Origin of the sequence: Streptosporangium sp. NBC_01639, from assembly GCF_045209755.1 — a bacterium.
In the GTDB taxonomy this organism is placed as follows: Bacteria; Actinomycetota; Actinomycetes; order Streptosporangiales; family Streptosporangiaceae; genus Streptosporangium.
Map to the genome: position 1 here is coordinate 2208290 of NZ_CP109272.1, position 12296 is coordinate 2220585.

Annotated in this window: 11 protein-coding genes; 6 read left to right on the top strand and 5 right to left on the bottom strand. The window is 67.7% G+C overall.

Translation table 11 applies throughout. The annotated features are described in order from the left end of the window. Positions 1 to 75 precede the first annotated feature (75 nt). From OHA77_RS09865 to OHA77_RS09875, 3 genes are all read left to right on the top strand, one after another. Entirely contained in the window at positions 76 to 1485 is a 1410-nt protein-coding gene (locus OHA77_RS09865) for an Ig-like domain-containing protein (RefSeq protein WP_406317587.1), read from the top strand. Positions 1486 to 1896: 411 nt separating this feature from the next. Next, positions 1897 to 3171, top strand: a complete 1275-nt coding sequence (locus OHA77_RS09870) for an arginine deiminase (protein WP_326820931.1) — start codon at positions 1897 to 1899, stop codon at positions 3169 to 3171. A 28-nt stretch (positions 3172 to 3199) separates the two neighbouring features. Then, positions 3200 to 3919, top strand: a complete 720-nt coding sequence (locus OHA77_RS09875) for a MarC family protein (protein ID WP_406317589.1) — start codon at positions 3200 to 3202, stop codon at positions 3917 to 3919. Between the two features lie 217 nt (positions 3920 to 4136). Here OHA77_RS09875 and OHA77_RS09880 read toward each other — a convergent pair whose 3' ends face one another. Together OHA77_RS09880 and OHA77_RS09885 are read right to left on the bottom strand one after the other, a co-directional pair. Then, positions 4137 to 4682 carry an ATP-binding protein gene (locus tag OHA77_RS09880; RefSeq protein WP_406317591.1) on the bottom strand — a complete coding sequence of 182 codons (546 nt, stop codon included), beginning with the start codon at positions 4680 to 4682 and terminating at the stop codon, positions 4137 to 4139. Between the two features lie 80 nt (positions 4683 to 4762). After that, the gene (locus OHA77_RS09885) at positions 4763 to 6067 is read right to left on the bottom strand and encodes an ISAs1 family transposase (RefSeq protein ID WP_406317592.1); all 1305 of its coding nucleotides are present in this window, start codon (positions 6065 to 6067) and stop codon (positions 4763 to 4765) included. Positions 6068 to 6329: 262 nt separating this feature from the next. Here OHA77_RS09885 and OHA77_RS09890 point away from each other — a divergent pair, with 262 nt between their 5' ends. Both OHA77_RS09890 and OHA77_RS09895 read left to right on the top strand, forming a co-directional pair. Next, positions 6330 to 7157, top strand: coding sequence for a helix-turn-helix transcriptional regulator (locus OHA77_RS09890; RefSeq protein WP_326820928.1), 828 nt, complete (start codon positions 6330 to 6332; stop codon positions 7155 to 7157). Beyond that, positions 7145 to 7357 carry a DUF397 domain-containing protein gene (locus tag OHA77_RS09895; RefSeq protein ID WP_326820927.1) on the top strand — a complete coding sequence of 71 codons (213 nt, stop codon included), beginning with the start codon at positions 7145 to 7147 and terminating at the stop codon, positions 7355 to 7357. Before OHA77_RS09890 ends, OHA77_RS09895 begins: the two co-directional genes overlap by 13 nt. 560 nt (positions 7358 to 7917) lie before the next feature. Here OHA77_RS09895 and OHA77_RS09900 read toward each other — a convergent pair. After that, the gene (locus tag OHA77_RS09900; protein WP_406317593.1) at positions 7918 to 8892 is read right to left on the bottom strand and encodes a zinc-binding alcohol dehydrogenase family protein; all 975 of its coding nucleotides are present in this window, start codon (positions 8890 to 8892) and stop codon (positions 7918 to 7920) included. A 96-nt stretch (positions 8893 to 8988) separates the two neighbouring features. On the opposite strand from OHA77_RS09900, the gene OHA77_RS09905 reads away from it, so the two are divergent. After that, positions 8989 to 9639 (top strand): TetR/AcrR family transcriptional regulator, encoded by a 651-nt coding sequence (locus tag OHA77_RS09905; RefSeq protein WP_406317595.1) that lies wholly within the window; start codon positions 8989 to 8991, stop codon positions 9637 to 9639. Positions 9640 to 10485: 846 nt separating this feature from the next. Here the strand turns inward: OHA77_RS09905 and OHA77_RS09910 are convergent. Together OHA77_RS09910 and OHA77_RS09915 are read right to left on the bottom strand one after the other, a co-directional pair. Continuing rightward, entirely contained in the window at positions 10486 to 11331 is an 846-nt protein-coding gene (locus OHA77_RS09910; RefSeq protein WP_406317597.1) for an SAM-dependent methyltransferase, read from the bottom strand. A gap of 347 nt (positions 11332 to 11678) precedes the next feature. Then, positions 11679 to 12239: a hypothetical protein gene (locus OHA77_RS09915; RefSeq protein ID WP_406317598.1), complete on the bottom strand. Its 561-nt coding sequence runs from the start codon at positions 12237 to 12239 to the stop codon at positions 11679 to 11681. Positions 12240 to 12296: the final 57 nt, after the last annotated feature.

The following is a 12296-nucleotide window of genomic DNA, read 5'->3' on the forward strand; positions in this document are numbered from 1 at the left end:
GATCGCAGATAGTAACGTCGCTGTGAAGTCGATCTACGAAGACATCCCTCACAACGAAGTGGGAGTTCAGCGTTGATGTCACAACGACCCAGATCCACGCTCACCGTGCTGGCCTGCGCCCTGTCGGCGCTGCTGGCCGCATCGGGGACGCAGGTGGCGGCCGATACCGGTGCGCACGCCGCCACCACGGCGCGGCAGACCGCCACCCGGGCCGCCGCGCCGTGCATCCGGCAGGGGCAGGCGGCCTATCCCGTCGAGTACTACTGGAAGAACGCGTTCGGCATGCGGCTGGGCAGCGGGTCGATCTCGGTCGACACCGCCCCGCCCCTGTGGGGCGGGCAGATCACCCCGGGCGGCACCTTCACCCTCACCCTGACGCACCGCACGGCCCAGTGGCCGCTGCTGGTCAGGAGCTACACCACCACCTGGGACCTGTCGTCCCTGCTGGCCAACGCCGACGTCATCGCCCAGTCGGGGGCCGGCGCCATCGGCGGCACCACCCTGACGATCCCCTCGCAGGGCTCCAAGACCGACCCGGCCGCGAAGACCATCACCTTCCAGGTCAGGCAAGGCACCATCGGAAACAGCATGACCATCCGGCCGAGCGGGATCAGCAGCGTCATCGCCGCTCCGGGCCAGCTCGGCAACAACACCGCCGCCCCTCCGATCCAGATCGTGGGCGGGCAGTCCATCTCACCCACCAGGGCTGCCGACGACACCGCCACCACCACAATGGGCACCGCCGTCAGCGTGCCCGTCCTGGCCAACGACACCGCGACCTCGCCGACGATCAGCGGCCTCACCCAACCGGGCAAGGGCACCGCGACGATCTCCGGCGGCAGCGTGGTCTACACACCCGCTCCGGGCTTCGCCGGCACCGACAGCTTCACCTACACCATCACCACCGCCTGCGGAACCAGCACTGCGACGGTCACCGTCAAGGTCCCCTGCAACCCCGTACCGGTCAACCTGGTCAACGGCAGCTTCGAGGCGCCGCCCGTGGCCACGATCGACTGGTCCATCCCCGACGCCTCCAGCAACCCGAGCGTCGGCTGGCACACCACCGCCACCGACAACAAGCTGGAGTTCTGGCGGGGCGGCGCGAGCGGGGTCCCGGCAGCCGACGGCCAGCAATTCGCCGAACTCAACGCCACCCAGGTCTCCACGCTCTACCAAGACGTTCCCACCGTTCCGGGAACACCGATGACCTGGTCGCTGTATCACCGAGGCCGGCTGGGTACCGACGTGATGCAGGTGCTCATCGGCGCACCGGGCGCGACCGTGGCTCAGGTGCCCACCGGGGCCTCCTCGGCGGACATCTCCGACGATGACACCGCCTGGGGCCGCTACACCGGGGTGTACATCGTGCCGCCGGGGCAGACCACCACCCGATTCGCCTTCCACTCGGTGTCGGCCGCGGGTGGCAGCCCGGCGGTCGGCAACTTCCTGGACGGCGTGGTGTTCAGCACGCCGCCCTGCCCGTGACCACCGAGGAGCAAGAGCGTTGAAGGCGGTCGCCGAATCGTCCTCATGGGGGATCGAACCGCGCTCCACCCGGTGAGCCGCTGACGCCGCCCGGCGGCCGTGGGCCGGGTCTCCGGCTCAGGCCGGTCCCGGCCCGCACCGTCGGGCGGCGCGTCAGCACCGGCAGATCGCAGGAGGACCTGCCTGAGCCGATGTTCTCGCGGAGCACCGCGGCAGGGCAGCCGCTACCTTTTGCCTGGTTTTTGCCACCGAGAGATTTGCCGGGACCGCCGCAGTGGAATGACTGCGTAATGCATCGCCAGATCCGTCGGATCGGATTCGCGCCTTCTGCCTGACGCCAGGCGGGCGCAGCACACGACCGGTCGTCGGCTGAGTCTTCGGCTTCTTCATCACCTGCGATCAGGGGGCGCCATGAGCACCGGATACGGAGTCCACTCCGAGGTGGGCCGGCTGCGGCAGGTGATCGTGCACCGGCCCGATCTCAGCCTGAAACGGCTGACGCCTTCGAACAAGAAAGATCTGCTCTACGACGACGTGCTGTGGGTCAGCCGCGCCCAGATCGAGCACGACGCGTTCGTCGCGGTGATGCGTGAGCGCGGGATCGAGGTGTTCTACCACCAGGAACTGCTCGCCCAGGCGCTGGATTCCAGCGCCGAGGCCAAGCGGCACGCCATCGAGCGCACGGTCACCCACCTGTCGGTCGGGCCGGTGCTGGTCGATGCGGTCCGCAGCGAACTGGCGGGCTGGGACGGGACGAAGCTGGCCCGGCACCTGATCGGCGGATTGACCAAGGCGGAGTTCTTCGCCGAGGCCACGGAGAGCCGCGAAGGGTTCAACTCACGCTGTCTGGTCGCCGCCATGGCCGATCCGTACGCGTTCATTCTGCCTCCGCTGCCCAACACGCTCTATCAACGCGACCCGTCAGCGTGGCTGTACGGCGGAGTGTCGCTGAACCCGCTGTACTTCCACGCCAGGCGGTTGGAGACGCTCAACCAGAGCCTCATCTACCACCACCATCCGATGTTCGCCGACGACGGCTTCACGTACTGGTATCCGCCGATGGGCGACGACGGCAGCTTCGACGAAGAGGACTTCGGCCAGGCCTCGCTCGAAGGCGGCGACATGATGCCGATCGGCAACGGGGCGGTCGCGATCGGGGTGAGCGAGCGCACCACCACGCGGATGATCGAGCACCTCGCCCTGGAACTGTTCGCCCAGCAGGCCGCGACACGCGTGATCGCGGTGAACATCCCGCCCCACCGCTCCTACATGCACCTGGACACGGTCTTCACCCTGCTGGACGTCGACAAGGCCACCGGCTACCCGCCGGTGGTGGACAACGCCGAGGTGTACTCGCTGCGACCGGGCGACAAGGACGCGACCCTGGAGGTCCACCGCGACCCCGGCCTGGCCGCCGCGATCGCCGACGCCCTGGGCATCGGCAAGCTGGACGTGATCCCCACCGGCGGGGACGACTTCCAGCAGGCCCGGGAACAGTGGGACAGCGGCAGCAACTTCGTCGCACTCGAACCCGGGGTGGTCGTGGGCTATCACAAGAACGAGTTCACCAACCACAAGCTCCGCGATCACGGCGTCGAGGTCGTGGAGATCGAGGGATTCGAACTGGGCAAGGGCCGCGGCGGCGGCCACTGCATGACCTGCCCGATCCTGCGGGACGCTCCGTGACCGCTCACCGTCGTCGAAAGGGCGCGCGATGAGCGCTCACCCCGCGCTGATCCTGTTCCTGGCCCTGTTCGGCCTCTACAGTCCGGTCGCGGCGCTGGCGTCCTACCTGCCGATCGTGCGCCCTTTCAACCACGTACAGGTCGTGCGCCTGTCGCTGGGACTGGCCTGCAATGTCCTCGTGTTCGTGCTGGCCGCCCTCTGGGTCGGTGAGCCGCTGCTGAAACTCCTGGGGATCAGCACCGCCGCGCTCACCGCCACCGGCGGCATCGCCCTGGCCTACGCCTCCATTCCCCTCATGCGCGGCAAGGCGGGCGCCGTCGAGGAACTGGAGAAGCAACAGGAGCTGGAGAAGCAACAGGAGCTGGAAAGGCAGCAGCAGCAGCTCGACCCGGCCGTCGTCCCGGCCGTCGTCCCGGCCACGCCATCGGAGGCGGTGAACCCGAAGTCGGTGCTGTTCACGCCGTTGTCGTTCCCGCTGACGGTCGGGGGGACCACCTTCGCCTTCGGCGTCGCGGCGTCCGCGGCGGCCACGGGCCTTCCGGAGAAGGCGTGGCTGTCGGTCGCCGCGGTCGCTTTCGCAGCCGTCACCGGGATCACCCTCTACCTGGCCGGCCACCTCGAACGTCGCATCTCCCTGCAGGGCGCCATGATTCTGGACCGGGTCGCGGGCATCCTGCTGACCGCCATCGCCGTCATCCTGCTGGCCAACGGGTTCACCGACCTGGTCCTCGCACGCCTGAACCAGTGACCGCACGGGCTGTCTCAAAAGGGTCCCGGCAGTGACTGTGACCTCCGGGATCGGCAGATCCCGTCCGTCCAACCGCCCCGGTGACCGTACGGCGTAGCCGGAACCTTCCGCCAAGGGTTGACCCCCCGATGGGGGTGGGACGGGGCTTCATCGGGGGGTCGATCCGGCCGGGTCGCGGGGGAAGCTCCGGCCGGACATCTGGCGGTTGCCCTGCCTCTCACCCCTCCACGGAGAAGGCAGGGCCACCCGGTTCCCCGGCCACCGGCGCGCGACCGGCCGGGGAGCCGCGTCCGTCGCCCTGCCCGGAGACCGGTTCGGGAGCGGACGAGCAATCCGGGAGCGGGACGGTTCGGATGGCGCACCAGACCGTACGGCCCAGGCCGCAGCCGTGCTCGCGGACACCCCATGCCAACGAGATCTCGCGAACGATCAGCAGGCCCCGGCCATCTTCCGCGTTTGCTTCTTTTCGGACATGAGGTCCCGAAAATGTTGAACCCGGATCATTGACTTCTATGCCGATGAACTCCTCCGCTTCGGTGACGGTGAGGCGGATGAAATCGTTTGCTCTCGCGTTGGAGTGCATGATCGCATTCGTCACCAGTTCCGACGTGGCCAGCACCACGTCGTCGATCACGGGATGCGTGTTTCCGAGCCATCGGCGCACTTCGGAGCGCGCTCGTGAAACAGAATCACGGACGCTGGGAAGGCTGACATCGCCATGGAGCTTCGGCTCCGGACTCGTCGCTTTCATGAACTCACCCACTCGGAGAAGTCGATCCCGCTCGCCCTTCCCACCGTCCCAAACCTCAGGGCCCCGGCAAGTTTGTGATTTGGTCGGTGTGATCACTTCGGTCCGAGGTTGAACAGGTCAAGGACGCGCTGGTGGTCGTAGCCGTAATCGCGGCGGGCATGGGCGATATTGACATGGCCCGCTCGGCGTAGGGTGCCGGTGGCGAGGTTGCGGAAAGCAGCCAAGGCGCGGGGCAAGGTGGCGGTCCGCGCTTGGCAGGCGTCCTCGGCGAAGGTGACGTCGCGGACGTGATGGACGCCGTTTTCGATGGCCTTCCAGTGGCCGCGGACGTAGGCGGCGAGCTGGGCCGGTCCGGCCTGCCGCGGAGTCAGATCGGTGATGCCGTAGCAGACTTCCTTGCTGTGACGTATGCCGTCCAGGCCACCTCGATGGCGCAGGATGCGAAAGACCTGAGCGGCATGGGGGAAATCGATGTCGCCGGCCGGGGCTGTGCGAAGGATGCGGTGCTCGGTGCGGCCGTGTCCGCGGTCGAACTCGCGGTGGGTGACGGTAATGAAGTTGGCGTCGGGGCCGGTCAGTGCGGTGATGGCGGCGGCGCGCAGAGTGGGCTGATTGGCTTTGACGATCATGACGTAGTGCGCGTGATGGTCGTCGATCAGCAGTCGTGCGGAGGCGCGCTGGGTGTGCAGGGCGTCGGCGGTGATGACAGCGCCGGTCAGTTCGGTGTCGGTGGCCTGACGCAGCAGCGCGTCCAGGGCGCTGATCTCGCTGCTTTTGGCGGGGATCTGGCGTTGTGCGTGGACGGTGGCGTCGAGGTGGGCGGCCAGGCTGATCAAGTGAACGCGGCCGCCGCCGGGGTGGTGGGCACCTTTGAGGCGCTTGCCGTCGACGGCGTAGGCCGGCAATAGGCCCGGCGTCTGCGCGGGAGATCGGCGAGCGGCGCGGCGGGCTTCGCGCTCGGTGCGCCGGCTCACCGGTGCTGGGGCGCGCTCGTACGGTTCGACGGTGGGCGGCTGGCCGAGGAAGGTTGCCAGGCAGGCGTCGAGTTCGTCACCGTCCAAGCCGGCCAGGACGCGGCGGATGGTGCGTTCGCTGGGCGGCTGGTGCAGGCCGGTGAATGGATCGCGCCAGATGTGCAGGTCGGCCAGGACCTGCTGGGGGGCGTTGTCGGCCCACTGTTCGATCGCGGTCAGGCAGTCGCCGCCCACCGCCACGGTGGCACATGCCACGATCGCCAGGATCGAGGCCAGCGAGTGGCGTCGCCCTCGCGCTGAGCGTGGGTCGGAAATCAGGGCGAACCGGTCGGTGAGCTTCAGCCGGGCGGAAGAATCGGTATCCGTTTGCCCAACTTGCTCGCAGCCGACAGCGTTGATCAGCGATGATGGCGCGACAGGCACGGTTTCCTCATTCGATCAGGCGGCTTTAGACACCTCTGATCTTCGGGAGCCGTGCCTTTCCGTCGTTGCGGGCTTGGTATTTCCTTACCCGCCCCTACTTACGCCGCTGGACGAATACGAACGAATCCGTTCAAAACATCAACTTGCCGGGGCCCTGTCCCAAACCTCGGATACATTCGGTAGTCGATCGACTTCAAGCAGTCATCAACAGTTTCGACGGGGTGATCCCTGAAATGTTGGTGAAAGTTCCCCCGGAGGTCAGATGCCAAAGGAAAGTGATCTCTATCCGTCGGAATCCCCGACCGCTCTCTTCGGCTTTGAGCTGCGGCGGCACCGCAAGGCCCGAGGCTGGTCCCAGATCCGGTTGTCGAAGGCGATTCCCTACTCGGTCGGAACGATCAGCATGATCGAGACCGCGAGCCGGGGACCGTCGGAGGAGTTCGCCCGGCACTGCGACGAGGCACTGGAGGCAGAAGGCGCGCTGATCAGACTGTGGCCGATGGTCAGCCACACGGCGGCCCCCACCTGGTTCCGGCCGTGGCTCGACGTGGAAGCCACCGCAGAGGCCCTCCGCTCCTGGGAACCGCTGGTTGTTCCCGGCCTCCTCCAGACGGAGGACTATGCCAGGGCCATCCTGAACGGTGATATCGGCGTGACGCCCGAGCAGACCGAAGAGCAGGTGACCGCTCGAATGGAGCGCCAGAACATTCTCAAGCGCGCCAAGCCGCCTCTGTACTGGGTGGTTATCGACGAAGCGGTCCTCCATCGGCCGATCGGTAGCCCCGCTGTAATGGCGGCGCAGATCACCCGCCTTCTCGAAGCCGGCCAGGCCCCCCGTGTCACCATCCAGGTTCTTCCTCTGAAGGCGTACTCCACGACCGGCCTTGCTGGCGGATTCGCCATCGCACAAACACAGGGAGTCTTTGACACTGCGTACGTCGAGTCCGCTGGAGTCATGAGCCGAGTAACAGAGCGACCAGAGGACGTCAGCGTTCTAGCATACAGATACGACGGGATTCGCTCCGAAGCACTGTCCCAGCGCGAATCCCTAGAGCTGATCAAGGAGACGCTGCCGCGATGGACGAGCTAATCCAAGAACTCCACACTGTCACATGGTGCAAGTCCACCCGGTCGGGACCTGACGGCGGCAACTGCGTTGAGGTCGCTGAGTTGTCCCGTGGGCGCAGAGGTGTCAGAGACAGCAAGAATCCGTCCGGCCCGGCGCTGGTCTTCACTCCCGACGAATGGAACGCATTCATCGGAGGCGTGAAAAACGGCGATTTCGACTAGCCGCTGAAGCATTCAGCACGGGGAAGGCCCTCAGTAGAATCGAGAGCCTTCCCCGTACGGCTTGAAATCAAAGAAGCGTCGCAGCAATCAATCGTGTCGACGAAAAATTCAGAGACCGAGGATGCTCTCCCCCAGCGACATGAACGACCGCCTGGCCGCGAACCGGATCACCGGCCTCGGCGTGTAGAACCCTCCTGAGCCTCCGGTCGCCTCGCACACCTCCCGAAGACCGACCTCACTGACCCCCTTCTCGGCAATGGCTCGTCACGGAGCGTGCAGTTCGCGCGGGTGGGGTGGGCGTCTCGGGAAGCCCTTGAGAGGTCCCAACAAATGATCTCTGCCCGTACCCGGGCAGGCTGCCGAACGTCGATCTGCGCGTCAGGGTGAACAGCCGCCGTGGATCGTGCCGGACGAGTTGTGGGAGCGGATCGAGCGGCTGCTGCCGAAGGTGGAGCGGCAGCAGCCGCCCTCGGGCCGTAACCGAACAGCCCCGCCGTCGCACCCCGCACGGCTCCGGGCTTGGTACGCGTCGATGATCGAGTCGGGGGTTCTTGGTGGACTCAGGGCACGAGGAGGACGCGGCCGAGCTGGGAGCGGCTCTCCATGATCCGATGCGCCTCGGCTGCCTTGTCGAGCGGAAGCCGGGTGTGCAGCCTGGCGCGTAGCCTCCCCTCGACCGCGTGCTGTATGACCTGGTCCATGTCCTCGCGTGCTTGTTTCGGTGCGGCGGCGCGCCAAGCGATCAGCGAGAATCCGGCTACCGATCTCATTGCGAAAAGGCTGGTCAGCGGGATGTCGGTTGCCCCGCCGCTGGCTGCTCCGTAGACGACGGCCCGGCCGAACGGTGCCAGGAGGTCGAGGCTGCGCAGCAGGATACGGCCGCCGACGGAGTCCAGGACGACGTCGACTCCTCCTGGTGCGGCCTCGCGCACCTGGTCGGGCCAGTCCTCCGCGGAGTAGTCGACGGCCACGTCGGCGCCGAGCGTGCGGGTGAAGTCCAGCTTGGCGGGGGAGCCTGCTGTGGCGATCACGGTGCCGGCGCCGGCGATCTTGGCGAGTTGCACGGCCAGGTGGCCGATGCCTCCCGCGGCGGCGTGAATGAGCACGGTCTCGCCGGGCGACAGTCGGGCGGCGCGCAACGTGCCCAGCGCCACGGGGGCGCCCATCGGCAGCATGCTCGCGGTGGCGTCGTCGATTCCCTCTGGCACGGGCGCGAGCCATTCGGCGTCGGCGAGGACGTGGTCGGCGAAGGCGTCCTCGGCCAGCGCGGCGACCCGCCGGCCGGTGAGGCCGGGGTCGACGCCGGGCCCCACCGCGTCGACCGTGCCGACCACGTCGCCGGTGAGCACGGCGGGCAGGTCGCGCCGGTAGATCCCGCCGGTCTCCGGCCCCTGGCGGAACTTCACGTCGACGAAGTTGGCGCCGATCGCCTCGGTGCGGATGCGCACCTGACCCGGGCCCGGGCTGGGGATCTCCACCTCTTCCATGGTGAGCACTTCGGGGCCGCCATAGGTGTGGTAACGGATTCGGCGCATGCCGTCCTCCCTCATTGAGGATAAAGTGGACCTGTGGTCAAGTTCGGTGCGAGCGTACTTGACCGGCGGTCCAGTTGTCCACGGGAAGAGGAGCCGATGATCGAGGAACGTCGCGAACGCGCTGATGCGGCACGCAACCGTCGCGCCATCCTGCGGGCGACCGAGGACCTTCTCGCCCGGCACCGGCCCGAGCAGATCTCCATGGAACAGGTCGCCGCCGCAGCCGGGGTCGGTAAGGGCACGGTGTTCCATCGTTTCGGCAGCCGGATGGGGCTGATGGTCGCGCTGATGCAGGAGCGGGCCTACGCCCTGGAGGAGGCCGTGGCGAGCGGACCTCCGCCGCTGGGGCCCGGCGCCCCGCCCGAGGAGCGACTGACGGCCTTCCTGGACGCGATCGTCGACGTCGTCGGCCGCAACAAGGGGCTCCTCGCGGCGCTCGGCCACGCCGCCACGGCAGCGCCCAGGCCGGAGTGGAAGGAGCACGGCGAGCACCGGGGCGAAGGCGGTGACCACGTTCCGGACTCGCGGGACGACCATCCCGTCTACCGGTTCTGGCACGGCCACACCAGCGCACTGATCGCCGAGCGGCGCCCCGACCTGGACGGAGAGCTGCTGGCGCACATCCTGCTGGGCAGCCTTCAAAGCGAACCGGTGCTGCGGCTGCTGGAGCGCGGAGAGGCGCCGCGGCTGGCCGCGGCGCTGCACGTCATGGCCGCCGGGATACTCGCGGCCCCTGCCCCCTCCTGAGGCGAACCGGCCGAGAAGCCATCCATCTCCCCGATCGCTACAGCGCGGCATATGCCACGTTCAGCCTGTCGCGACAGGGACTGGCCACGACCGAGCGGCCGCCGACCGAGCCCGCGCGGCCGGCGGACGCTGCACGCCTCTGGCGTCGAGGGCGAGACCGAACTGCCCAACGCGGACCTGTACTTCCATGGCGGCCGTTCACCCTTCCTCACGTGCAGATCGACGCTCAACAGCCTGCCCAGGCATGGACAGAGATCATTTTTTTAGGACCTCCGATAGGGCCTGGACAGCACAAAACCCCTGGTAGACCGATGTTGCGAACATGAGGTCGACCGAGGGGTTTTGCGTGTCTTCCAGTATCACCCACACCGCCATGTTGGATGTCCGCCGTGAGACAGCCGAATACCTGGCCTCGTTGCTGCACCGACTGCGCAGCAAGAGCGGGACGCGCCGAGGCCGACGGGCGCTGAGCACCTTCGCCCAGGCGGTGCTGGTGCTGCGGCCGGGTCTCCTACGACTTTTAGTTTGATGTGTTGATCAAGCATCAAACTAAAAGTGGCTTGTAGTTAGGCAGCGTCATAGACACGATCTCCCAGCCTGTCCAGGATCTCCCGGAGCTTCGCTCCTCCGCGGGAACGGACCGCCGGCTCCGACGGGCTGCCCAGATCTCTGAGCGGCGGGAGAGTCAGCACCGTAGGCCTCAACTCGGCCGGACCGCGCTCGACGTACTTGTCCAAGATGGGCTCCAGGACCCTGCCATCCGTGATGACGTACACGTCGACCGACTGATCTCGGTGCCACCCCGTCCGAGGGAAGCGGCTGATCACTGTCCGACGAGGGGAGAGGTCACCGCACCCGGCCGACGACCCCGAGGATGCCGGGCTTGACGAGGTCGGCCTCCACGTCCTCCCCGGGGTGCCACGCCTCCACCGGGACGATGCCCGGCCCCACCAGGTCCAGCCCGTCGAAGTAGCGGCGCAGGTGCTCGGGGCCACGCGCGGTGATGGATCTCGCATTGGACCTGGCGTAGACGTCCGCCCCCTTCCTGATGGTCACGTCGTCGTGGTCACCGGCGTAGATGTGGGAGATGACCAGGTGACTGCCGGGGGCCAGCGGACGCAGCAGGCTCGCGACGATCCCGGCGACCTGCTCGTCGTCCGGGATGAAGTGCAGGATCGCGACGAGCAGGACCGCGACCGGCCGGTCGAAGTCGATATGGGCCCGCACCCTGTGATCACCGAGGACGGCCTCGGGCTCACGCGCGTCCCCCTCGACGACGATCGTGTCCGGATTGTTGGCGAGCAGCGCGCGGGCATGGGCCAAGACGATCGGGTCGTTGTCGACGTAGACCACCCGGGAGCCGGGTGCCTCACGGCCGGCGACCTGGTGCACGTTCTCCTGCGTGGGCAGGCCGGTGCCGATGTCGACGAACTGCCGGATCCCCGCCGCCGCGAGGTGTCGTACCGCCCGGCCGAGAAAGGCGCGGTTGGCCAGCGCGACCTCGCGCGTGCCGGGCACCAGCGCGATGATCCTCTCCGCCGCCTCACGGTCGGAGGCGAAGTTGTCCTTCCCCCCGAGGTAGTAGTCGTACATCCGGGCGGTGCTGGGGGTGCTCAGATCGACTCCCGGCGGAAAGACGGAGGAGAAGTCCGGCTCGGCGGGGTTTCCCGGAGGGGGCGCACCGTTGGTCATGGGACTGTCTCCAGAGGTCGGCGGGGGCCGGCAGCCGAGGTACTACCGGTCGGCCTACGCCTGACAACGGATATTGCATCCCCGGCTGAGGATGCACAGGCGCGGCTATTACATGATCGTTCAGCGGCACGGACAAATCAAGATCACATGACGGCCGACGACGGTGCGGGGCATAGGATAAGGCTCCGTCCAGGTGTCTGATGGGGCCCGTCCTTCCCCGGCGACCTCTCCAGTGGGAGGCGGGCCAACCCGGGGACCGGCGGGCGACACGCGTCCCGGTTCCACGCAGGGGCCGGGCGGTCCTGCGGCGATCGCCGCGGGACCGCCCGGCGGGTCAGTCCGGTCTGCTACCTGCTTCCGGCTGAAAAGGCGTTGTGCACCATGCCGCGCAGCATCTCCCCCGGCCGCTGCTGCTCCCCGTGCAGGGAGGTCAGGACGATGAGCGTCCCGGTGGTGGCCGGGATGACCCACTGCAGGACCCGTAGCTGCCTCTGCGCCTTCGCCACGTCCTCCGGGGTGTCCTTGTCCGGCTGCACGGCTCCCTTCACCGGCACCTCGCCCGCCTGCTTCATCCTGGCGCCGAGCGCGCCGGTGTAGGCGGTCGCGGCCAGCGCCACGCCGGTCAGCGCGACCTTGGTCAGGGTGCTCGTGCCCACTCCGGCCTGGTGCGCGATCCGTTGCCTGTTGGCCATCAGCAGTCCGACCCCGCCGATGACATGCGCGGCGACGGCCAGCGTGCTGACCGGCGCCCACCGTTCCCACCCGGTGTTCGCCACCCGCATGCGCTCGCTCCGTTCGCTGACGATGGAGGCGGCGCCGTTGAGGCCGATGGCGCCCATCAACGAGCCCCCGAACCAGGCGGCCAGCCCGACATCGTGCATGGCGCGCACGACGGTGTTGCGTTTCATCTGCTTCCCCCTTTGCCACAGTGGCGAATTTCGCGCTTCCAATGGCAGATATCGCCT